Source organism: Bacillus sp. ms-22, from assembly GCF_009759805.1.
GTDB lineage: Bacteria > Bacillota > Bacilli > Bacillales > Bacillaceae > Bacillus > Bacillus xiamenensis.
Genome location: NZ_CP046653.1, coordinates 1969822 through 1993312 on the forward strand (window position 1 = coordinate 1969822; position 23491 = coordinate 1993312).

Here is a 23491-nt window from a genome sequence, read left to right on the forward strand (position 1 = left end):
ACTACCTTTCTTATGGGGTAGTGTTTTTTAGTGAATGCTGAGGAGATAGACAAGAAAGGGGAATGACATGGAGGCGAACTACTTATCCATCTGTTTAAGAGACCTCATAGAGAGCGATGTTGAAGCACTGACAACACATGAATATGAACATCGTGCGTTCTTTCAGCCATTTACTCCACTTAGGCAGGAGAAATTTTACACCATCTCCGAACAATTAAACGAATTCAGACCTGTCAGCAAGGCCGCAACAAAGCCGAAACGTATGCAAAAGGAATTTTTCACCGTGAATCGAATCAGCTAATCGGAACGATGACACTGTCTGGTGTTGTCAGAAACGTCCTTCAAAGTGCCTGGCTTTGATATGGCCTTGATCAAAAACAAAATGGAAAAGGCTACACGACTAGAGCCATTGCACTCATGCTGGATGAGGCATTTCAAGTACTGGATCTTCACAGAATTGAGGCCGGTGTTCAGCCTCATCATCTCGGCTCCATACGAGTGCTTGAAAAATCTGGATTTCAAAAAGAAGGTCTGTCTAGACAAAATGTAAAGATCAATGGAGAGTGGAAAGATCATGATTTGTTTGCTATTTTGTCCACTGATGAACGGCCACAAGTCATTTAGAACAACTCGATAGGCAGAGGAATTGAAGGTATATTTAAAGAGTATTTGCTCCATTCTTTCATCTGTAAACAAGAAAGAGGTCAGGATTCTGACATAAAAAAAGAGGATCGACAGATGGGGAAATGCGTGTCAATCCTCTTTTTTGTTTTTAACCGACTTGATGCTCGGCAAATTGACTCATATACAGATCAGCATAAAAGCCCTTTTCTTGCAAAAGCTCACTGTGCGTTCCTTTTTCAATAATGGTACCATCTTTCATGACTAAAATGAGATCGGCATCCTTAATCGTCGAAAGTCTGTGTGCAATGACAAAGCTCGTTCTGCCTTTCATTAATTCATTCATCGCCTTTTGAATATGCATCTCTGTCCGCGTATCGACACTGCTTGTCGCTTCATCTAATATCAAAATTTTTGGATCAGATAAAATCGCACGGGCGATTGTTAACAGCTGACGCTGGCCTTGCGAAAGGTTGCCGGCATCTTCTGTTAATATGGTGTCGTATCCATCTGGAAGCGTCCGGATGAAATCATCGGCATAGGCATGTTTAGCGGCTTTTATGACATCGTCTTTAGAAACATGCTGCCTGCCATATGCAATATTGTCATATATCGTGCCTTCAAAAAGCCACGTATCTTGAAGAACCATCGCAAATAAGTCACGTACTTGCCGGCGGCTGAGATCGGTCGTTTTTACACCGCCAATGCGAATGGACCCTTGATCTAGTTCATAAAAGCGCATTAACAAATTAATGATCGTTGTTTTTCCAGCACCTGTTGGCCCTACAATGGCAACCGTTTGTCCCTCTTGTACGTGTAAATTCAAACCTTGAATCACCGGATGATCTTTTTCATATCCGAAGTGAACTTGTTCAAAGGTTACATCCCCTGAAAGTGCTTCAAGATCAATCGCTGCATCCTCTTCCGCATGTTCTTCTTCCTCATCCAAAATGTCAAAGACCCTTTCAGCAGAAGCGATGGCAGATTGAACTAAGTTTGCAACACTTGATGCTTGCACAAGCGGCTGCGACATTTGCTGCGTGTATTGGATAAATGCCTGCACATCCCCAACACGAATATTTCCGTTAATGACAAGAATCCCGCCGGCTACACTAACCGCCACATAGCCAAGATTTCCGATAAAGGTCATCATTGGCATCATTAAACCAGAAATAAACTGCGCTTTTCTTGAAGATTCATACAGCTGTTCGTTTAATTGATCAAATGTATCAATGGCTTTCTTTTCATAGCCATACGCACGAACCGTCTGATGTCCTGTGAACATTTCATTAATATGTCCATTGATCATTCCCAGCTCTTTTTGCTGCGCCTTAAAATGCTTTTGCGAAAATGATGTGATGCCTCGAATCGCAAACAGACTAAGCGGCAGTGTCAAACATACTAGCAAGGTGAGTAACGGGCTGATGAAAAGCATCATAAGGACAATCCCGATGACCGTAATCACAGATGTGATCACCTGGGTGAGTGCCTGCTGTAGAGATGTATTAATATTATCAATATCGTTCATTACACGGCTCAACGTGTCCCCGTGTGTTGTTTTATCAAAATAACGAAGGGGCAGACGTGTGAGCTTATCATTTGCTTCTTGCCTTAATTCAGCAATCGTCTGCTGTGAGACACCAGCCATCACATATTGCTGAACGAATGAAAAGAGAGAGGCAACGACATATAATAAGACAAGCAGCAATAAAATGCGTGAAATGACATCGTATTGAACGCCTGTTCCTTGTGTAAAGCTTTCAAAGAGGGAAGAGGTGGCATCCCCAAGTAATTTTGGACTAATGACATTAAAGACGGTTGAACCGATCGCTGCAATCAATACAATGATCAGTTGAAATTTCCTCGGTTTTAAATAGCCAATCAAACGAAGAAGTGTTTTTTTAAATTCCTTCGGTTTTGCGACCGGTCCCTTTGGATGACCGCCTTTATGTCCCATTCCAGAAGACATTTTTTTACTCATCTTTGCTCCACCTCCTGACCTTCCTGTGATGCGACAATCTCTTGATATACAAGGTTATCCTTAAGTAATTGTTCATGTGTTCCAATGCCTGCAATCTTTCCTTCATCTAACACAATGATTTTATCGCTATGTTTCACTGTGCTGATTCTTTGAGCGACAATAATCAAGGCTGCGTGCTCCTTTTCAGCTTCTAGTGATGCCCGAAGTTTTGCATCGGTTTTGTAATCAAGGGCAGAGAAGCTATCGTCAAACAGATAGAATGAGGGTTTTCTTACAAGTGCTCTTGCAATAGACAGCCGCTGCTTTTGACCGCCAGATAGGTTTGAACCGCCTTGGTCAATCTCTGCATGAATGCCGCCGTCTTTTTGCAGCACAAATTCTTCGGCCTGTGCCGTTCGCAGCGCCTGCCAAATGTCTTCATCAGTCGCATCGTGACGGCCAAAGCGCACATTATCGGCAATGGTTCCGCTGAATAAAACGGCTTTTTGAGAGACATAGCCCATCTGACTTCTTAGTTTCTCCTGAGGCAGTTCCCTAATATCTACACCATCTAGTGTAATCCGTCCTTCTGTCGCTTCATAAAAACGCGTCATCAGCTGAAGAAGGGTTGTTTTCCCAGAACCCGTACTGCCAATAATCGCTGTCGTTTCGCCAGTTTTGGCTTCAAACGTAATGTCTTGAACGGCTGGTTTTTCAGCATTCGAGTAATAAAATGAAACATTCTCAAACCGAATAGCTTGCGCAGGTTGTTGAACGTCAGTCACTGACGATTTTTTGTCTGTAATCTTCGGTTCCATGTTTAACACTTCATTCATTCGTTTAGCGGATGCCTGAGCTCTTGGGACCATAATAAAGCTCATCGACAGCATAATGAGTGCCATTAAAATCATCATCGCATATTGAATGAAAGCGATAAGATTTCCGACTTCCATTTGTCCCGCATCAATACGGTTTGCGCCAATCCAGACAATGCCGATATTCGTGAAGTTCATGATGATCAGCATAAACGGAAACAAGTATGCCATTAAACGATTGACCCTAAGGCCAGTATCTTTATATGATGTATTGGCTTCTTGAAAACGCTCCTTTTCATCATCAACGCGGTTAAACGCACGAATCACCCGGATGCCTGAAAGAGACTCTCTCATAATTAAATTCAGCCTGTCTGTTTTTTTCTGAAGCTGGCCGAATAGCGGGATGGCTTTTCTTGAAACCAAATAGATAAATCCGCCAAGAAGGGGAAGGGCTGCTAAAAAGATAAGAGATAACACAGCATCTCGAGACACAGCCAAAATAATTCCGCCAACGAGCATAAGAGGCGCTCTTGTCATCATTTGTAGGATCATGATCGTTACATCTTGAACTTGTTTCACATCATTTGTTGATCTTGTAATAAAGGAAGACGTCCCGATCTTTTGAAATTCTTCTAGTGAAAATTGTTCGACATGCACAAACAGCTGTCTTCTTATATCACGTCCGAAGCCAAGTGCAGTCTTTGATGACAGGTAGGACTTCCAAATCGTAAGCAGGATGGCAAGAAAAGAACAAGCCACCATCCAGCCGCCAACCTTCCATATATAAGCGATATCTCCTTGGACGATCCCAACATCTACGATATCTGCTGTCAAAGTCGGTAAATACAGCTGGAGCATACTGCTTAAAAAGGTCAGGATGACAATGGATACAACGGATAGCCGATAGGGCTTTAAAAATGATAAAATTGATTTCATAAAATTACCTTTCTTCCATATAATCTGTTGCTTTGTAACTCATCATATACAAAGAGTGATTATTTCTACAAATGAAATGTCTTGTTTTAATGAATTATTTATATTGTTCAATTTTAGAGAAGAAATCCTTCACAAACATATAAAAATCGTGTGCGGAAGGAGACATCTCTCTTGATTTAGAGGCAATAATTCCAACGGTTCTTCTCACTTGCGGGAAATCAATTGGAATTTTCACTGTAAATCGCGGTGTTGTTTCATAAAAGGCACTTTCGGGTAATAAGGTCACGCCCATATCAGCTGACACGAGACCTTTAATCGCATCCAAATCTTCTCCTTCAGATGAAATGGTTGGTTCATAGCCTGCCTGCTTACAAGCATCAACCGCAATTTGTCTCAGCACATACCCCTCAGGAAATAAAACAAAATGGTCTTTTCTCAAATCACTTAAATGAATACTTCTTTGCCCGCTGAAGGGGTGGCTAACAGGTAAAAGGGCATAAATGCTTTCTGAAAACAAAATATTTCCTTCTATTTGAGGATCATTTGTCGGTACAGGTCCTAAAAAGGCAAGATCGATATCTCGATTTTTGACTGCTTCAATGAGAAACTTATAGGAACCTTGCCTAAGTAAAAAATCGACCTCTGGATATTCCTGCTTAAAGGCCGAAATGACAGAAGGGAGAACTTGGCTTGCTAGACTTGTAGGAAATCCAATGTTTACCGTCCCTTTGTGCGGGTCTAAGTATTCATCAATTTGCTCCTTGGCGTAATCAATTGCCTTTAGTGCTGTCCTAACATGGTCCAAAAATTGTCTGCCGATTTTCGTTAGTTTGATATTTCGTCCTTCTCGTTCGAATAAAGCCACTCCAAGTTCTTCTTCTAAATTGGCAATCTGCCGGCTGATGGCAGATTGGGCAACGTGTAAGTTTTCAGCCGCTTCTGACACGTGTTCACGGTCAGCAACTTCTACAAAATATCGTAATTGACGAAGCTCCATTTTTACACTTCACACCCATCTATCTCAAAAAGAGATTGTTTTGATCTAAATTATATATTGTTTATATTAATTTGAAAACTTAAAATAAGTTACAGAGTTTGTGAGATTTTATTACTGTGAAAAAACGGATCTTTTAAACGGGGGAGAGAAACGATGACTTTTAATCAACTACCACAACCACAAGGTCTCTACCGTCCTGAATTTGAACATGATGCATGTGGAATCGGACTGTACGCCCATTTAAAAGGGGAGGCGACACATAGCATCGTCAAAAAGGGATTGCAAATGCTGTGCCAACTCGATCATCGCGGCGGGCAAGGCAGTGATCCGTATACAGGTGATGGTGCCGGCTTAATGGTACAACTGCCAGACGCTTTCTTTAGAAAGAATTGCCAAGATTTTGCACTTCCTGAAAAGGGCCGTTACGGGGTAGGAATGGTTTTCTTTTCAAAAGATGATGATGACAAAACGCGTCAAGCGATTGAACAGAAGATCAACGGTTTCATTAAACAAGAAGGTCAAACATTGATTGGCTGGAGAACCGTTCCTGTTGATGCTGGGAAAATTGGGACTGTCGCAGCAAAGAGCTGTCCGGTTGTCCGTCAAGTGTTTATCGGTGCAAACGACAACGTAACAGATCGTTTGGCATTTGAACGAAAATTATATGTCATTCGTAAGCAGGCTGAAAATTGGGGAACAGCAGAGAAAAAACAATTTTACTTTGTCAGCCTATCAAGTCAAACCATTGTATATAAGGGACTTTTAACATCAGATCAAGTCGATGCTTTTTACCTTGACCTGCAAGATGAAACATTTGTTTCTGCATTTTCACTTGTTCATTCAAGATTTAGTACAAATACATTCCCTACATGGGAAAGAGCTCATCCAAACCGTTACTTAATTCATAACGGAGAAATCAACACATTAAGAGGAAACATCAATTGGATGAGAGCAAGAGAACAACAATTCGTGTCTGAAGCCTTCGGAGAAGATCTAGACAAGATTTTGCCAGTGCTGAATGCAGACGGAAGTGATTCATCTATTTTAGACAATGCGTTTGAATTTTTCGTACTTGCAGGCCGTACACCTGCTCATACAGCGATGATGCTCATTCCGGAGCCTTGGACTGAGAATACGCACATGTCAAAAGAGAAACGGGCATTTTATGAATACCATAGTTCTTTAATGGAGCCGTGGGATGGACCAACAGCGATTTCCTTTACAGACGGGAAACAAATCGGAGCTATCTTAGATCGTAACGGATTAAGACCAGCAAGATACTATGTCACAAATGACGACCACATCATTTTCTCATCTGAAGTAGGTGTGATTGAAACAAAAGAAGAAGATGTCAAATATAAAGATCGTCTTGAGCCAGGTAAAATGCTGTTGATTGACCTCGAAGAAGGCAGAATTATTTCAGATGAAGAAGTGAAGTCGACCATTGCGAATGAACTTCCTTATCAAAAATGGCTGGATGAAGAAATGGTTCATGTCAATCGCTCTGAAGAAAATTCAGAAAATTCTAGTATAATGAGTGATTTACTGACGCGCCAGCGTGCTTTCCATTATACGTATGAAGACATTCAAAAGTATTTAATCCCTTTACTAGAGGAGGGCAAAGACCCAATCGGTTCCATGGGAAGTGACACACCGCTTGCTGTGCTATCAGATAGGGCGCAATCACTCTTCAATTATTTTAAACAGCTATTTGCACAGGTCACGAATCCACCGATTGATGCGATTCGTGAGCAGCTCGTCACATCAACCATGACTTGGTTAGGTGCTGAAGGAGATATTTTACATCCAAATGAATATTCATGCCGAAGAATTAAACTTTATACACCGGTCTTAACGAGCGGACAATTTAACGGTTTGAAAACGATTGTTCATAATGCCTTTAAAAGCAAAACAATTCATACACTTTTCACCGATGATCTAAAACGTGGTCTCGATGCGATGTTTGAAGAAGCGGAAAAAGCCATTCGCGAAGGCGTATCTTTATTAATTCTTTCAGATCGTGAAATGACAGAACAGAAAGTGCCGATTCCACCACTTCTTGCACTAAGTGCACTTCATCAGCATCTTGTGCGCCAAGGCTTGCGAACAAAGGTGAGTCTGATCGTCGAATCTGGTGAAGTGAGAGAAGTCCATCATTTTGCAGCACTTATTGGCTACGGTGCAGATGCAATCCACCCTTACCTGGTCTATGAAACATACAAACAGCTTATTTCAGAAGAAGCGATCTCTATTAGCTTTGATGAAGCTGTCACGAAGTTTGGCAAAAGCGTGACCGAGGGTGTTGTCAAAGTCATGTCAAAAGTGGGTATTTCCACTGTGCAAAGTTATAGAGGAGCACAAATTTTTGAAGCAGTCGGCATTAGTGAAGACGTCATCCAGGCGTATTTCACAGGCACAGCTTCGCAGCTTGGCGGAATTGATCTTGAGACCATTGCTAGTGAGGCAAAGCTTCGTCATGAGGCCGGGTATCAGGCATCTACTGACCAAACACTCGAATCAGGCAGTGAATTCCAATGGAGAAAAAACGGAGAGCATCATGCCTTTAATCCTAAAACAATCCATACGCTTCAGTGGGCATGCCGCAACGAAGATTACGATCTATTTAAACAATATACGAAGGCAGCGGACGAAGAAAGAATTGGCTTCCTCAGAAATCTGTTTGCTTTTCGTTCAAAACAAAAACCCGTTCGCCTTGAAGAGGTTGAATCTGCTGAATCGATTGTGCGCCGCTTTAAGACAGGTGCGATGTCATTTGGTTCTTTAAGTAAAGAAGCGCATGAAGCACTAGCAATTGCGATGAACCGAATTGGCGGCAAAAGCAATAGCGGAGAAGGCGGGGAAGACCCTGCACGTTTTACAGTAGATGAGCAAGGTCATGATCGCAGAAGTGCGATTAAACAAATTGCTTCTGGCCGCTTTGGTGTGAAGAGTCATTACTTGGTCAATGCAGATGAACTGCAAATTAAAATGGCGCAAGGTGCAAAGCCTGGTGAAGGCGGTCAGCTGCCAGGAAATAAAGTGTATCCTTGGGTCGCAGATGTGCGTGGTTCTACGCCGGGTGTTGGCCTGATTTCACCACCTCCGCATCATGATATTTATTCAATCGAGGATTTGGCTCAGCTGATCCATGATTTGAAAAACGCGAACCGTGACGCACGCATCAGTGTCAAGCTAGTTTCTAAAGCTGGCGTTGGTACGATTGCAGCAGGTGTCGCAAAAGGGACAGCGGATGTCATTGTCATTAGCGGATATGATGGCGGTACTGGAGCTTCTCCTAAAACAAGTATTAAACATACAGGACTTCCTTGGGAGCTTGGATTGGCAGAAGCGCATCAAACCCTTGTCTTAAACGGCCTTCGAGAACGAGTTGTTCTTGAAACGGATGGCAAATTAATGACAGGACGCGACGTTGTCATGGCTGCGATTTTAGGTGCAGAAGAATACGGCTTTGCAACAGCTCCACTTGTTGTATTAGGATGCGTCATGATGAGAGCTTGTCATTTAGATACTTGCCCAGTCGGTGTTGCGACACAAAATCCAGAGCTTCGCAAAAAATTCATGGGTAACCCTGATCACATTGTGAACTTCATGATGTTTATTGCAGAGGAAGTAAGAGAAATCTTAGCTGAACTTGGCTTTACATCAATGGATGAATTGATTGGACGTACAGACGTTTTAGCGGTTAGTGAAAGAGCAAAGGCACACTGGAAAGCAGGGCAGCTGAACCTTGAAACACTGCTTTATCAGCCAGAAGGGCCGCGCACATTTAGAACGCCGCAAAATCATAAGATTGATGAATCACTGGATGTAAATGAGATTCTCCCTTATGTACAGGAAGCGCTGGATCATCAAACACCGGTTGATCTATCACTAAACATTCGCAACATTCACCGTGTAGCTGGAACCATTACTGGTAGTGAAGTGTCTAAGCGCTACGGCGAAGAAGGACTGCCAGAGGATACGATCACACTTCGTTTCACTGGTTCAGCTGGACAAAGCTTCGGCGCATTTGTGCCAAAGGGCATGTCCTTATATTTAACAGGTGACTCAAATGACTATATCGGCAAAGGACTCTCCGGAGGCAAAATTGTTGTCAAAACATCTGATCACTTTGTGCAAAATGGACATGAGAACGTCATTGTCGGAAACGTTGCATTTTATGGGGCGACAAGCGGAAAAGCATATATTAACGGGCGTGCAGGTGAACGATTTGCCGTTCGTAATTCAGGTGTCCATGTGGTCGTCGAAGGAATCGGTGATCATGGCTGTGAGTACATGACTGGCGGACGTGTTGTTATTTTAGGGGATGCCGGGAAAAACTTTGGTGCAGGCATGTCTGGCGGTGTGGCTTACGTGCATACATCTGATGCGAAACAGTTCAAGAGAATGTGTAATATGGAAATGATCATGTTTGAAAAACTCACAGATCATGAAGAAGAGCAAGAAGTGAAGCAAATGATTCAGGAGCACCTTGATTATACAAACAGCTCAAAGGCATCAGCCCTTCTAGAGAACTGGGAGCAAGAAAAGAATCAATTCATTAAGATCATTCCGAGAAATTACAAAATGATGCTTCAAAGCATTGAAGAGCAAAAACAAGCGGGACTTAGTCATGAGGAAGCTGTCATGTTCGCATTTGAAGCAAACACAAAACCGAAAAATAAAGAAACGGCAAACGGGCAAAAAGCAGCCCTCGCTCATTAAGAAAGGGGAGAGGACAATGGGCAAAGCAACAGGTTTTATGGATTATAAAAGAGAAAAGCCAAATGAACGTGACCCTCTCACTCGTCAAAATGACTGGAAAGAATATTCAGCTCCTTATACAGATGAGGTATTAAAAAGGCAGGGCGCTAGATGTATGGACTGCGGAACACCGTTTTGTCAAATTGGGATGGAGATCAGGGGCGGCGTTTCTGGCTGCCCGATCTACAATTTGATTCCAGAGTGGAATGACCTTGTCTATCGCGGGAGATGGAAAGAAGCGCTCGAAAGACTGCAAAAAACGAACAATTTTCCTGAATTTACTGGGAGAGTGTGTCCAGCGCCTTGCGAGGGTTCATGTACAGTCGCCATCAATGATCCAGCGGTTTCAATTAAAAATATTGAACGGACGATCATTGATAAAGGCTTTGAGAATGGATGGATCACTCCGAGAATTCCTTCAAACCGTACAGGGAAAAAGATTGCCATTGTCGGTTCAGGACCAGCAGGACTTGCAAGTGCAGATCAATTAAACCAAGCAGGACACGCTGTAACCGTGTTTGAACGATCTGACCGTCTTGGCGGACTGCTTACTTATGGTATTCCGAATATGAAGCTCGACAAAGAAGTCGTTGAGCGCAGAGTCAAACTTCTAAGACAAGAAGGCATTGACTTTGTGACGAACACAGAAGTGGGTGTGGATATCACGGCTGATGAGCTGAAAGAGCAGTTTGATGCAGTCATCCTTTGTACAGGTGCACAAAAGCAGCGGGACCTGTTGATTGAAGGTCGGGAAGCAAAAGGGATTCATCTGGCGATGGATTATTTAACACTCGCAACAAAAAGCATGCTTGATTCAGGATTTAAAGATAAAAACTTTATTGATGCCAAAGGAAAAGATGTCATTGTGATTGGCGGAGGAGATACAGGTGCTGACTGCGTGGCAACTGCGCTTCGCCAAAAAGCAAAAAGTGTTGTTCAATTCGGGAAGCATCCTAAGCTTCCAGATACACGTGTAGGGGATAACATGTGGCCAGAGCAGCCTTATGTCTTCTCACTCGATTATGCTTATGAAGAAGCACAAGCAAAATTCGGAGAAGACCCGCGGCAATATTCTATTCAAACCACAAAAATTGTGGCTGATAAACATGGGAAATTAAAAGAGCTTCATACCATTCAAATGGAAAAGGTGAAAAACGAGCAAGGGAAGTTTGAATTTCATGAGATTCCAGGAACAGAGAAGGTATGGCCAGCTCAGTTAGTCTTTATCGCGATTGGTTTTGAGGGAACTGAACAGCCGCTAGTGAAACACTTTGGCGTGGACAGCAAAAACAATCGTATTGACGCAAAGTACGGGGAATATACAACAAATGTAGAAGGCGTATTTGCAGCGGGAGATGCAAGACGCGGCCAAAGCTTGATTGTCTGGGCCATTAACGAAGGCAGACAAGTGGCTCACGAGGTAGACCGTTATTTAATGGGGAGTTCGGTTCTGCCAAAATAGGTCAAACAAAGGGTGTTTATCACATATAGAGAAAAGCCATGACCAAAGAGTGGTCATGGCTTTTTATGATTCAGAAACGGTGTGGTTGATCACGACTTTTTTGCGCTTAAGCTGTGATAAGACTAAACAGAGGAAGACGACAAGGACAAAAAGTGAAATGGTCAAGAATCCAAACGTATACGAACCAGTCATTTCTTTTATACTGCCAAGAACATTTGGTAAAAAGAATCCGCCAATGCCGCCTGCAGCACCAACAATCCCAGTCACAATCCCAATTTCCTTATGGAACACTTGCGGCACTAGTTGAAAAACAGCCCCATTCCCCATGCCAAGACACATCATCCCGACAAATAAAAGGGCAATAACCACAGGTAAAGCAGGAAGACTGCTCACTGCCCCTAGGCAGATGCCGATGACAGCGAATAAGCCAAGCAGAACCTTCATTCCACCTATTTTATCGGCAATTAGACCGCCAACTGGCCGAAAGAAGCTGCCTGCTGCTACACAAAGCGTCACAAAATCACCAGCATGGATTTTCGAAATGGCATATTGATCCACGAAGAAAATACTCAAAAAACTTGAAAGTCCGACAAAACCTCCGAATGTAATCGCATAAAGAAGGCAGAAAAACCACGTCGATTTCACTTGAAAGACTGAAAAATATGACCGCAGCGGCTGAGGAGCGGGCTGGTTTGGCGCATCTTTCGCAGTGAAAATAAAAAACAAAAAGACAACAATTAAGGGAATAAGGGCGAACCCCATCACTGCATGCCACCCGTAAATCTCCGCAAGTCTTGGTCCAAATAGCGTAGAGATCAGTGTTCCGCTGTTTCCAGCACCTGCAATCCCCATGGCCACCCCTTGTAAATGTGGCGGGTACCAGCGGCTTGCCATAGGCAAGGCGACAGCAAAACTTGCACCTGCAACTCCTAGTAAAATACCAATCAACACCAGCTCCGAAAGGGTTGTACCAGCGGTGAACCCCCAAATGAGCGGTATGGTGGTCAACAGCATGCCCATCACCGCGGTTTTTTTAGGTCCTATTCGATCTGTTAATAACCCCAGCATTATGCGAAAAAAAGAGCCGGATAAAATCGGAATGGCCACAATCATCCCTTTTTCTACTGTTGATAAGGCAAAATCTTGTGCAATAAAAGCACCCAGTGCCCCTAACAAAACCCAAATCATGAAGCTCACATCAAAATATAAAAATGCACCAAACAATGTTTTAGGATGACCACTAGACTTTAATTCTGAAAGTTTCACAAAAACCCTCCTCTATTTTGAATTTTCTGACTTAAAGATAGCGAGTTCATTGTTGTAATGAAAGTATCATGTCAGAAAAGTTCACATGAACAAACACTTTTTGACAGGAACGTGCCATAATCTAGGTACATAAAGCTTTGGAGCAAGAGACGTAGAAAGGTTGATCTCACATGGCAAAGCGCAATCTCGTGTTTATCGGAAACGGCATGGCGAGTATGAAATGTATCGAGCATATCGTCCAGAAGCAATCAGAAAGCTATTCCATCACAATCATTGGAAAAGAAAAGCACCCAGCCTACAACCGAATAAAACTTTCGTCGGTTTTACAAAAAAGCGAATCATTGTCTCAAATTGAACTACAGAAAAAAGAGTGGTACACCACACATGACATCACCATACAAGCAGGTGAAACAGTTGTTCACATCGATACAAAGCGGCAATGCATCATGACAGAAGCGCGCCAGAATATCCCTTATGACAAACTGGTCATCGCAACAGGTTCATCGCCTTATTTTCTTCCTATACAAGGTGTATCCAAAAAAGGTGTCTACGCTTTTCGTACGATTGACGATTATCAGGCGATTCACGCTGATTCCTTGCGCTATCAACGTGCAGCAGTCATTGGGGGCGGTGTTCTTGGCGTGGAAGTGGCCGCTGGATTACAGATAAGGGGGCTGAAGACAACCATCATTCATCACACCGAAGGGCTCATGCAGCGCCAATTAGATGAAACAGCATCAGAATTGCTGCAGCAACAATTAACTCGTAAGGGCATCCAGGTGAAAACAAGTGCCCATACGATTGCGTGTTTAGGAGAGGAGAGAGTAGAAGGGGTTCTTTTAAAAAACGGTGAGATCGTAGATGCTGATCTCGTGGTTTTCACAACAGGAATACGGCCGAATATACAGCTTGCCAAACACCACGGAATCCTCACGAGAAAAGGCATTGTCGTAAATGACGTCATGCAAACAAACGTCGAGAATATTTATGCCATTGGAGAATGTGCCGAGCATAAGGGCGTGGTGCACGGTCTTGTGCAGCCCATTTATGAACAAGCAAGCATTCTTGCCAAACACCTATTAGGCGAACAGATAACGACTGCATCTCAGCCCATTTACTCAACAAAATTAAAAGCAGATGACATGCCCATCTATTCTGCAGGATGTATTGAAACCCGGTCTCCGTATGCTTCAGTGGTCACTTATTTAGATGAAGAACAAGAAGTGTACAAAAAATTAGTGTTTGAATGTGATGTGCTAAAAGGTGTCTTATTGGTCGGACAGCTGGAAAAAGCCGATCAGCTTCTCCAAGATGTGAAAGTGGGACGCGATAAAAGTGTAGTCATGAAATCACTGAATGAAGAGCCGTCATCCCCTCTAGATACGTTAAAAGAGGAAGATCTTGTCTGCCAATGTCAAAACGTGACGAAGGGAGCCATTTTAAAAAGCATATTGATCCATCAGCTGACAAACTTAGAAGAGGTCAAAAAGGAGACAGGGGCCGCAACCGGCTGCGGAGGCTGTCAAGAGCTTGTCCGTGCTTGCTGTCAAAACGCATCAAATGAGCAAACGGAAGCGCAGGACTCTTTTTGTCCATGTACAAATGCAGATGAACAGAGCATTTTCTCATTTATGAAAGAACGGCTGCCGCTGAATGTAGAGGAAGTGAGAAGTCAGTTTGATTGGACAACCGATGATGGATGTGACTTCTGCCGAGAGGCCATACCATACTATTTCGAGCAGTTTCATGATCAGCCAAAAAAAGATAGTTTCAACTTATCCGAGCAAGAGTTCACAATGATTCCTCAATTATATGGAGGCCGTCTTGATCTCAATTTTTTACAGATGATCACCACATTATTAGAACAAAAGCTGATTCAGCAGGCTGAACTAACGGAGAAAAAGCGCATTCGTCTTATCGGTGTTTCAGAAAAAGCCGCACATATCTTAAAAGATCAGGGACAAATCATGCCTATAGAAAGAAGCAGACTATCTCATATTCTTTCATGTGATTGTCGTCACGATCCAGCTGTCACGACGCTTGTCATCGAGATCGAAAGACAAATAGAAAACACGCTTTTACCTGCCGTCACATCCATTCATGTCACCGGTCCTTCCTGCACGTGTCAACTTAGCCCAATTGATGACATCTGCATCAAGAACCAGCTGGATGCATGGAACATTTATATCGGAGGCGACATGCGTCAGCCGAAAGCAGGTCAGCTTTTTTATTCTGTGAGCCGAAAAAGTGAGCTCATCCCTTTTTTAAAAGCGCTGCTTGAAGACTATAGAAAACGAGCCTATTTCAAGGAATCTATCGGGGACTGGCTCCGAAGAAACGGCAGCATATCCATACGGGAAAAATTGCTTGATGAGGAAATGAGAGAAGAACTCTGTGAGCAATTTGATGAAAGCAGACAAAAGGGTGTGAAGGTATGAATCAATCTTTTTTACAATATGCGCAGCAAAAATCAGAGCAGCAAGAGCGAAAGCGAGTGTTTCCATCTCAATGTCCGTTTTGCAGTATGCAGTGCAAAATGCAATTAGTCGAGCAGCATGTAGAGGGGCGAACACGTTACCAGACGATTGGCATTCACAACCCAACCACGTTCGGAAGAATTTGTATGAAAGGACAGCATGCCCACCAGCATGCCCTGCACCGGGAACGATTGAATCATCCGCTTATCAAAAGAAACGGACAATTTGTCAAAGCAACTTGGCAGGAGGCACTTGAAGAAATCAAAACACGCACCGAAGCGCTTCAGGCGGCACATGGCCATGATGCCATCAGTGTGTATGGGAGCGCATCAATTACAAATGAGGAAGCTTACTTACTTGGAAAATTTGCAAGGGTCGCACTGAAAACGAAACATATTGATTACAACGGCAGGCTTTGTATGTCTTCAGCAGCAACAGCCGCTAACCAAACATTTGGGCTTGACCGAGGCCTGACCTTCCCGCTTCGTGACATCAAAGATGCCCGGGTTTTAATACTCGCCGGAACCAATATAGCTGAATGTCAGCCGACCCTCATGCCATACATGGAAGAGGCGAAAAAGAACGGGGCGTTTCTCATCGTGATTGATCCGCGCAAAACAGCGACAGCCCAACTAGCCGACTTACATGTCAGCCTGAAACCAGGGTCAGATGCCGCATTAACAAACGGAATCTTACACATCATGCTTCAAGAACATTTAATAGACGAAGAATTTATTAGAAAACGAACATCAGGTTTTCAAGAAATGAAGCAGCATATCACACAAATGTCTCTAACAGACATTGTCCAGCAAACCGGTGTGCCAGTTGAAGTTCTTCAGAAAATAGCAAGAAAATTTGCCCAAGAAAAAACAGGAATCATCCTCACTGCAAGAGGCATTGAACAGCAAATAGACGGAACAGCAGCCGTTCGGAATTTACTGAATATTCTGATTGCGACTGGAAAAATTGGCAAACCCGGGTGCGGATATGGGGCAATTACTGGGCAGGGAAATGGACAGGGGGCGAGGGAGCATGGACAAAAAGCCGATCAGCTTCCTGGTTACCGTGATATCACAAACCCACTACATAGAAAGGAAATCGCAAAAATATGGAACATTGATGAAAAAGAATTGCCGGGAAAAGGTGTCTCTGCTTTTGAAATGTTTGAAAAAATGCAGGAAGGTGAGATCAAAGCGCTTTTTTTAATGTGCTCAAACCCCGTTCAATCAGGCCCGCACGCAAGTTTTATCAAAGAAGCCATCGAACAGCTGTCCTTTTTTGTGGCAATTGATTTATTTGTTTCTGAAACGGCTGCACTCGCAGATGTCATTTTACCTACTTCGTCATATTTAGAGGACGAAGGAACCATGACGAACATAGAAGGGCGCGTTACGCTGAGAGAAGCAACATATCCACTCAAGCATCAAAGAAAGCATGATTGGCAAATCATTTGTGACATAGCAACAGTATTAGGCAAAGGCGATTATTTTTCTTTTTCATCAGCAGAAGATATTTTTGAAGAATTAAGAGCTGCGACGAAAGGAGGAAAAGCTGATTATTCCGGGATAACCTATGAAAGGCTGAGGAAGGAGCAAGGCATTTTGTGGCCATGTTCGCATTTAGAAGATCCAGGAACAGAAAGACTATTTGAACATGAATTCTCACATCCTGACAAACTAGCAAAGTTTGCAGTCGTCGCACACGGAAAAAAGGTGGCAAAGGAACCAGTCAGTCAAGAGTACCCTCTTTATTTGACGACTGGCAGGGTGATGGCTCATTACCAAACAGGGGTCCAAACAAGAAAAAGTACCTCTCTTGTTGCCAGACAGTTTGAAGCCTATGCAGAGCTTCATCCTGACACAGCAAAAGCTTATGGACTTCAGCACGGGGAGCTTGTCACCATTCGTTCGACACGAGGCAGTGTCATCATCAGATGTCATCTATCAGACACCATTCGGAAAGATACCGTGTTTGTTCCGTTTCACTGGAGCAAACATCAATCCATTAACCAGTTGATTGGCGAGCATTTAGATCCGCACAGTAAAATGCCGGGATTTAAGTATTGTCCCGTACAGCTGTCAGCCTACAAGAATTGAAAACTATGTGAGAAATCATAACGTGTATTTTCCATCTTTATTGAAATTATGGTACTTTCTAAAAAATGATCACATGAGGGGTGTTTTTCATGAAAGAAAAACTCGTATTAGTAGGGAATGGTATGGCTGGCATCCGAACGCTTGAAAACATTATAAAGACAGACAACGAACGATTTGACATGACTGTATTTGGAACTGAGCCGCATCCTAACTATAATCGGATTCTTTTATCAAAGGTTCTGCAAGGGGATACGAATGCAGATGATATTACGTTAAACGATTGGAATTGGTACGAGGAACATCATATTCAACTGTTTACAAATGAAACCATTGTGACAATCGATACAGACAATCAAACAGTGATAAGTGATCAAGGGCGGATCGTGCAATATGACCGCTTGATTTTAGCGACAGGTTCACTTCCATTCATCCTGCCAATTCCGGGGAGTGATAAAAAAGGGGTCACAGCCTTTCGTACATTGCAAGACACCGAGGAAATGATAAGTGCCTCCACCAAGTATAAAAAAGCAGCCGTCATTGGGGGCGGGCTTCTTGGGCTTGAAGCGGCACGTGGTTTATTAAACTTAGGGATGGAAGTGACTGTCATTCACCTCGGCTCTCATTTGATGGACCGTCAGCTAGATCCAATTGCAGGGCAGCTTCTTCAAAAGGAATTAGAAAAACAGGGCATGAGCTTCCTGTTAGGAAAACAGACAAATGAGATTTTAGGAGATAGAAGAGTTGAGGGATTAATCTTCTCAGATGGCTCCACGCTCGAGACAGATATGGTGGTCATGGCAGCCGGAATTAAACCAAATAAAACGCTCGCAGAAACAAGTGGTCTTGCTGTGAACCGGGGCATTATCGTTAATGATTATATGGAAACAAGTGTCCCTCGAATCTATGCAGTCGGTGAATGTGCAGAGCACAGGGGACAAACGTACGGACTTGTCGCTCCTTTATACGACCAAGCAAACGTGCTCACAAAGCATGTATGTGAAATGAGCCCGGCCCCGTATGAAGGGTCTGTTCTATCGACACAGCTGAAAGTATCAGGAGTTGACGTGTTTTCAGCTGGTGATTTTATAGAAAACGATGAGAAAAAAGCGATTAAGATTTTTGACGAACAACAAGGTATTTATCAAAAACTAGTTTTCCAGCAAAATCGATTAGTAGGCGCTGTGTTGTTCGGAGAAACAAGTGATGGACCTCGATTATTCTCCTACATTAGAGAAGGGGTAGATATGTCGGATATGGAGAAGGTATCCATCTTAACATCAAATGATCTGGCGCAAGAAAGCACGATTGAGGGCATGGCAAACGACCATATCGTTTGCGGCTGTAATGGTGTATCAAAAGAGCAGATTGTGCAGGCCATTCAGGAAGAAGGCTTATCTACGATTCAGGAAGTCAAGCAATGTACAAGTGCCTCTCGATCATGCGGGGGCTGTCAAGCTGTTGTCGAAGAGATTTTATGGCACACCTTAGGCGATGATGCGAACCGCACAGCGCAAAAAGAAACCATTTGCGCCTGCACCACCTTATCACGAGATGAAGTGCTTCATGAAATAAAAGAAAAAGGCTTGCAGCATGTCAAAGAAGTGATGAATGTACTTGATTGGCAAACAGAAGAAGGCTGTTCAAAGTGCCGGCCTGCACTGAATTACTATTTAGGTATGATTCATCCACTTGACTACAAAGATGAAAAAAGTTCACGATTTGTGAATGAACGTATGCATGCCAACATACAAAATGATGGCACTTATTCAGTTGTTCCGCGTATGTACGGAGGCGTCACAAATGCAAATGACCTGAGAAAAATAGCAGATGTCGTCGACAAATATGAGATCCCCCTTGTGAAAATGACTGGCGGTCAGCGTATCGACCTTTTAGGTGTAAAAAAAGAAGATTTACCAAAAGTATGGGCTGATCTGAATATGCCGTCCGGTTATGCTTACGGAAAATCATTAAGAACCGTCAAAACATGTGTCGGAGAACAATTTTGCCGGTTCGGAACGCAGGACTCTATTTCTCTTGGAATTGCACTTGAAAAGAAATTCGAAGGTCTTGCTACACCACACAAAGTCAAAATGGCCGTGTCCGCATGCCCTAGAAACTGTGCAGAATCTGGGATTAAAGATCTCGGCATCGTAGGGATTGATGGGGGATTTGAATTGTATGCAGGCGGGAATGGGGGCACCCATTTACGAGCTGGAGACTTATTAATGAAGGTAAAAACAGCAGAAGAAGTAGAACAAATGGCCGCAGCTTACCTTCAATATTACAGGGAAACAGCAAATTATTTAGAAAGAACATCCGCTTGGGTTGAACGGCTTGGATTGGATCATATTCAGTCGGTTCTGCTAGATGACGAAAAACGTGCAGCATTAATCGAAAGAATGGACATCGCTCTTTCAACCTATAAAGAGCCTTGGCAGGAGCTTCGGGAGAACCAACAAGAAACAAGACAACTGTTTCATAAAGCTACAGCTTCCGTATAATCAATGAATTGAAAGGAGGAGATCAGATGTCAATTCCAGTGGTAAAAGTTCACATTGGTACTATATCAGAGTTCCCGATGAAGCTAGGGAAAACCGTCGCAGCCGGTACACTTGAATTAGCTGTTTTTCAAACCTCTAACAAGCAGTTCAAAGCCATTGAAAATCGTTGTCCTCATAAAGGCGGCGTATTAGCCGAGGGAATGGTGAGCGGAGATCATGTGTTCTGTCCGATGCATGATTGGAAAATCGATCTTTCATCAGGTCACGTTCAAGCACCAGATCATGGGTGCGTCAAAACTTATGAAACATTCGTTGAGGGAGACGACGTCTTTATTTTACTGCCTTCATAAATGGTTTAGAACCTTCCTTTCATGTACATGCTGTAGATACATGCAGTCAGAAAGGAAGGTATGCTTGTGCCATTTTTTAATATTTTGATTGAACTCTTCATCGGATTTTTTGCTTTATTTTTCATTACAAAACTATTAGGGAAAACCCAATTTGCTCAAATCACGCCGTTTGATTTTATTTCTGCACTCATTTTAGGGGAAATGGTCGGTAATGCTATCTTCGATCCAGAAGTTAGCATTCTGCATATTCTTTTTGCTGTTGCGGTATGGGGGGTTTTAATATACACAGTTGAATGGCTCTCGCAAAAGTTTAAATCGGTTCGTTCCTTTTTAGAAGGAAGACCGACCCTTGTTATCGATAAAGGAAAGATTCACTACAAACGCTTAAAGAAAAACATGCTGGATTTAAATCAACTGCAAACGCTTATCAGGGCGAAGGGGCATTTTGCTCTTCACGAAATTGAATATGCGATTTTAGAAACAGACGGTTCTGTCAGTGTGCTTCCGAAAATGAAATACGCACCAGCGACAGCCGAAGATGTGAACGTGAAAGGTAAAGAAGTCAAACTGCCTAGAACCTTTATTATCGACGGGGAAATCTTAAGAAAAGACTTACAGGAAGCTGGATTTGATGAGTCATGGCTGCGTGAGCAACTGAAATCGAAGCACATTTCCTCTTATCAAGATGTCCTTTTCTGTGAATGGATTGAAAATGAAGGAATTTATGCGATGAAATATGAGAAATCTGAAAAAACATCCACAACATAAGGGACTGACCCCCGTTTTTGAGACAGGGATCAAAACACCTTTACGAAACAGCCAGTTGCCGAAACTCTTTTGGTGACTGGCTGTTTAATTTCAATTGAATTCGGATATTGTTATAATAATCAATATACTCCCTGACTGTTTTTTCTACAATGGCTGTTGTAGTGTTTGTCAGGTGGTGGAGATAAAATCCTTCTGATTTTAAACTTGAGTGGAAGGATTCGATGGGAGCATTATCAGCGGGCATTCCCTTACGGGACATGCTCATGGTAATGCCTTTTTCCTTTATCTCCTTTTGATAAGCATAAGAAGTGTAGACCGAACCTTGATCACTATGAAGTACGCAGCCTTTAGGCAGTGTCTTTAACTGCTTCAATGTATCTAAAACAAGAGAAACATCCTGTTTATCACCAATCGTATAAGCCACAACCTCACTTGTATATAAATCTTTTATGCTGGATAGATAAAGCATTTTTTGCCCAAATGGCAAATACGTGATATCAGTCACCAATTTTTCAAGTGGCTTTGTCGCAGAAAAATCTCGTTTTAAGTGATTTTCTGCAATGTAATAGGGTTGACCGGTCTGTTTACGCTTTTTCACTTTCACACGACACTGCAAACCGTAGGTTTGCATCATTCGTTGTACTCTCTTATGGTTAATCTTCATTTCTTTGCGTAGAAGAGCCGTTATTTTACGATACCCATACGTATACTTGTGCAACTTACAAAGTGTTGAAATAAGCTTGATTAACCCATGTTGCTGAGTGATGATGATCTTGTTTTTTCCAACGATAAAATGTTGATTTAGCCACTTCAAATAGCTGACAGAATTCACTGACACTCACTTTATCTTTTACCGTTTCGTAGATCGACACGAGTGCTTCTTTTTCCACCACCTTTCCCATTCTCGGTACTTTTTTAATATGTCTATTTGTTGATTTAGATAGCGATTTTCTGTTTTCAATCTCTCGTTTTCATCTTGGTATTCAGGTCCTTTACCGTATGAATACTGCTTTCCAACAGGTTGATGAAACCGGTGGGTTTCACCATTGTGATACCATTTCATCCAAGTTTTCACTTGTGTTTTATTCTTAATTCCTAGCTTGTCCATGATTTCTTTTGTTGAGACTCCTGCCAACTTCATCTGAACCGCCTCTTCTTTTACACTTGCGGGGTAACTGACTCTTGTTCCCATACAAAAAACACCTCCAAATTGTTTTCAGATATGATATACCCGATTTTCAACTTAAAGGTGTTTTTATTTGTCTCACTTTATGGGGTCAGTCCCATAACGCGGTGGGTGTTTTTTTAGTTAGAACATGAATAAGATCAAAAAGAATGTTTCAATGAAAACGTTCACAAAATAAGGAGGAGATGTGGGATGAAGTATGGAAAACTACTGCTTGTGATCGTATTGTCTTTATTCCTTTTGGCCCCAGCTTCACTTGAAGCAGCTGAACACAAGAATCAAACAAACCGTGTTCTGGTGGTCGATCAAAAGGGAAATGGGTCATTTCGAACGGTTCAATCCGCCATTGATGCGATACCAGTGAACAATCAGCAGCAAACAACGATATATATTAAAAATGGTGTGTATAAAGAAAAGATTCTCCTTCCGCAAAATAAACCGCACGTGTCCTTTATCGGAGAAAATCAGTACAATACCATTCTGACGTATGATGATACAAATGCAAGCACTGGGAGCACAACCAATAGCTCAAGTACAATGATTCGTTCAAACGACTTTTATGCAGAGAACATCACCTTTCAAAATACAGCTGGCAGAAATGCAGGGCAGGCAGTTGCCCTTTATGTGTCAGGAGACCGCGCTGCGTTTAAACAAGTACGTGTCCTTGGCTATCAAGACACGCTTTATGCAACAGGTACAGGCAGGCAATATTACGAAAACTGCTATATCGAGGGCACGGTTGATTTCATTTTTGGTTCAGCAACCGCTGTATTTAAAAGAGCTGAAATAAAAAGCCTTGGAAATGGATATATTACTGCAGCATCCACAACAGAAGCGCAAAGGTACGGATACGTTTTCATCAATTCGACGTTAAAAAAGGGAACAGCTGCTGCTCAATCTGTTTATTTAGGCCGTCCGTGGAGACCTCATTCTGCTGTCACGTTTCTCCATACAATAATGGATGATCATATAAAAGCAGAGGGATGGCATAATTGGAATAACCGTGACAATGAAAAAACGGCAAGATATCAAGAGTATGGATCGACGGGGGCAGGGAGCAATTTGACTCAGCGGGTAAAATGGTCAACGATTTTAAGCAATAACGAAGCAAGTCAAATCACCGTTCAAGCCGTACTTGGCGGAGCCGATAGCTGGAATCCAGAAAAAAGGTAAAGGAGCTTGTCAGTTTTCGTCAAAGAAAGCTGACTTTTCTGTTTAAAAAACCTTTGAGAACAAATGTTCTTTTGTGTATAATGAACATAATCTTCTAAATTTGGCTGCTTCTCTAAAAA

The 23491-nt window shown here is 42.6% G+C and carries 14 protein-coding genes and 1 pseudogene; 10 read left to right on the top strand and 5 right to left on the bottom strand.

Annotated elements, in window-relative coordinates:
• Positions 1-67 precede the first annotated feature (67 nt).
• Together GPA07_RS18830 and GPA07_RS18835 are read left to right on the top strand one after the other, a co-directional pair.
• Positions 68-301, top strand: coding sequence for a hypothetical protein (locus GPA07_RS18830; protein ID WP_232532037.1), 234 nt, complete (start codon positions 68-70; stop codon positions 299-301).
• Positions 302-417: 116 nt separating this feature from the next.
• Positions 418-624, top strand: a complete 207-nt coding sequence (locus tag GPA07_RS18835; RefSeq protein ID WP_008357306.1) for a GNAT family N-acetyltransferase — start codon at positions 418-420, stop codon at positions 622-624.
• Positions 625-772: 148 nt separating this feature from the next.
• Here GPA07_RS18835 and GPA07_RS10400 read toward each other — a convergent pair whose 3' ends face one another.
• The 3 genes from GPA07_RS10400 to GPA07_RS10410 all read right to left on the bottom strand — a co-directional run bounded on the left by GPA07_RS10400 (position 773) and on the right by GPA07_RS10410 (position 5329).
• On the bottom strand, positions 773-2602 hold the full coding sequence (locus GPA07_RS10400; RefSeq protein ID WP_157292496.1) for an ABC transporter ATP-binding protein: 1830 nt from the start codon (positions 2600-2602) through the stop codon (positions 773-775).
• Complete coding sequence (locus GPA07_RS10405) at positions 2599-4332, bottom strand: ABC transporter ATP-binding protein (protein WP_008357303.1); 1734 nt, start codon at positions 4330-4332, stop codon at positions 2599-2601. Before GPA07_RS10405 ends, GPA07_RS10400 begins: the two co-directional genes overlap by 4 nt.
• Before the next feature lie 94 nt (positions 4333-4426).
• Positions 4427-5329, bottom strand: a complete 903-nt coding sequence (locus GPA07_RS10410) for a glutamate biosynthesis transcriptional regulator GltC (RefSeq protein ID WP_008357300.1) — start codon at positions 5327-5329, stop codon at positions 4427-4429.
• A gap of 153 nt (positions 5330-5482) precedes the next feature.
• Here GPA07_RS10410 and gltB point away from each other — a divergent pair, with 153 nt between their 5' ends.
• Together gltB and gltD are read left to right on the top strand one after the other, a co-directional pair.
• The gene (gltB, locus tag GPA07_RS10415) at positions 5483-10054 is read left to right on the top strand and encodes a glutamate synthase large subunit (RefSeq protein WP_157292497.1); all 4572 of its coding nucleotides are present in this window, start codon (positions 5483-5485) and stop codon (positions 10052-10054) included.
• A gap of 16 nt (positions 10055-10070) precedes the next feature.
• Positions 10071-11555: a glutamate synthase small subunit gene (gene gltD, locus GPA07_RS10420; protein ID WP_157292498.1), complete on the top strand. Its 1485-nt coding sequence runs from the start codon at positions 10071-10073 to the stop codon at positions 11553-11555.
• 63 nt (positions 11556-11618) lie between these two features.
• Here gltD and GPA07_RS10425 read toward each other — a convergent pair whose 3' ends face one another.
• On the bottom strand, positions 11619-12821 hold the full coding sequence (locus GPA07_RS10425; protein ID WP_071169084.1) for an MFS transporter: 1203 nt from the start codon (positions 12819-12821) through the stop codon (positions 11619-11621).
• Between the two features lie 170 nt (positions 12822-12991).
• On the opposite strand from GPA07_RS10425, the gene nirB (GPA07_RS10430) reads away from it, so the two are divergent.
• The 5 genes from nirB (GPA07_RS10430) (at position 12992) to GPA07_RS10450 (ending at position 21013) form a co-directional block, all read left to right on the top strand.
• On the top strand, positions 12992-15259 hold the full coding sequence (gene nirB / locus GPA07_RS10430) for a nitrite reductase large subunit NirB (protein ID WP_157292499.1): 2268 nt from the start codon (positions 12992-12994) through the stop codon (positions 15257-15259).
• Positions 15256-17394 carry an assimilatory nitrate reductase catalytic subunit NasC gene (gene nasC, locus GPA07_RS10435; RefSeq protein ID WP_157292500.1) on the top strand — a complete coding sequence of 713 codons (2139 nt, stop codon included), beginning with the start codon at positions 15256-15258 and terminating at the stop codon, positions 17392-17394. The genes nirB (GPA07_RS10430) and nasC overlap by 4 nt, the downstream gene beginning before the upstream one ends.
• A gap of 89 nt (positions 17395-17483) precedes the next feature.
• On the top strand, positions 17484-19895 hold the full coding sequence (gene nirB, locus GPA07_RS10440; protein WP_157292501.1) for a nitrite reductase large subunit NirB: 2412 nt from the start codon (positions 17484-17486) through the stop codon (positions 19893-19895).
• A 26-nt stretch (positions 19896-19921) separates the two neighbouring features.
• Positions 19922-20245, top strand: a complete 324-nt coding sequence (gene nirD / locus GPA07_RS10445) for a nitrite reductase small subunit NirD (protein WP_008357286.1) — start codon at positions 19922-19924, stop codon at positions 20243-20245.
• A gap of 60 nt (positions 20246-20305) precedes the next feature.
• Positions 20306-21013, top strand: coding sequence for a DUF421 domain-containing protein (locus tag GPA07_RS10450; protein WP_174549243.1), 708 nt, complete (start codon positions 20306-20308; stop codon positions 21011-21013).
• Between the two features lie 40 nt (positions 21014-21053).
• On the opposite strand, the pseudogene GPA07_RS10455 reads toward GPA07_RS10450, so the two are convergent.
• Positions 21054-22205: pseudogene (locus tag GPA07_RS10455) on the bottom strand (IS3 family transposase).
• A 186-nt stretch (positions 22206-22391) separates the two neighbouring features.
• On the opposite strand from GPA07_RS10455, the gene GPA07_RS10460 reads away from it, so the two are divergent.
• Positions 22392-23372 carry a pectinesterase family protein gene (locus tag GPA07_RS10460; RefSeq protein WP_071169089.1) on the top strand — a complete coding sequence of 327 codons (981 nt, stop codon included), beginning with the start codon at positions 22392-22394 and terminating at the stop codon, positions 23370-23372.
• Positions 23373-23491: the final 119 nt, after the last annotated feature.

What these genes read in the sequence shown, in the direction of transcription:
- GPA07_RS18830 (WP_232532037.1), top strand. Translation starts at nt 68, where the DNA reads ATGGAGGCGAACTACTTATCCATCTGTTTAAGAGACCTCATAGAGAGC.
- GPA07_RS18835 (WP_008357306.1), top strand. Translation starts at nt 418, where the DNA reads ATGCTGGATGAGGCATTTCAAGTACTGGATCTTCACAGAATTGAGGCC.
- GPA07_RS10400 (WP_157292496.1), bottom strand. Translation starts at nt 2,602, where the DNA reads ATGAGTAAAAAAATGTCTTCTGGAATGGGACATAAAGGCGGTCATCCA.
- GPA07_RS10405 (WP_008357303.1), bottom strand. Translation starts at nt 4,332, where the DNA reads ATGAAATCAATTTTATCATTTTTAAAGCCCTATCGGCTATCCGTTGTA.
- GPA07_RS10410 (WP_008357300.1), bottom strand. Translation starts at nt 5,329, where the DNA reads ATGGAGCTTCGTCAATTACGATATTTTGTAGAAGTTGCTGACCGTGAA.
- gltB (WP_157292497.1), top strand. Translation starts at nt 5,483, where the DNA reads ATGACTTTTAATCAACTACCACAACCACAAGGTCTCTACCGTCCTGAA.
- gltD (WP_157292498.1), top strand. Translation starts at nt 10,071, where the DNA reads ATGGGCAAAGCAACAGGTTTTATGGATTATAAAAGAGAAAAGCCAAAT.
- nirB (WP_157292499.1), top strand. Translation starts at nt 12,992, where the DNA reads ATGGCAAAGCGCAATCTCGTGTTTATCGGAAACGGCATGGCGAGTATG.
- nasC (WP_157292500.1), top strand. Translation starts at nt 15,256, where the DNA reads ATGAATCAATCTTTTTTACAATATGCGCAGCAAAAATCAGAGCAGCAA.
- nirB (WP_157292501.1), top strand. Translation starts at nt 17,484, where the DNA reads ATGAAAGAAAAACTCGTATTAGTAGGGAATGGTATGGCTGGCATCCGA.
- nirD (WP_008357286.1), top strand. Translation starts at nt 19,922, where the DNA reads ATGTCAATTCCAGTGGTAAAAGTTCACATTGGTACTATATCAGAGTTC.
- GPA07_RS10450 (WP_174549243.1), top strand. Translation starts at nt 20,306, where the DNA reads ATGCTTGTGCCATTTTTTAATATTTTGATTGAACTCTTCATCGGATTT.
- GPA07_RS10460 (WP_071169089.1), top strand. Translation starts at nt 22,392, where the DNA reads ATGAAGTATGGAAAACTACTGCTTGTGATCGTATTGTCTTTATTCCTT.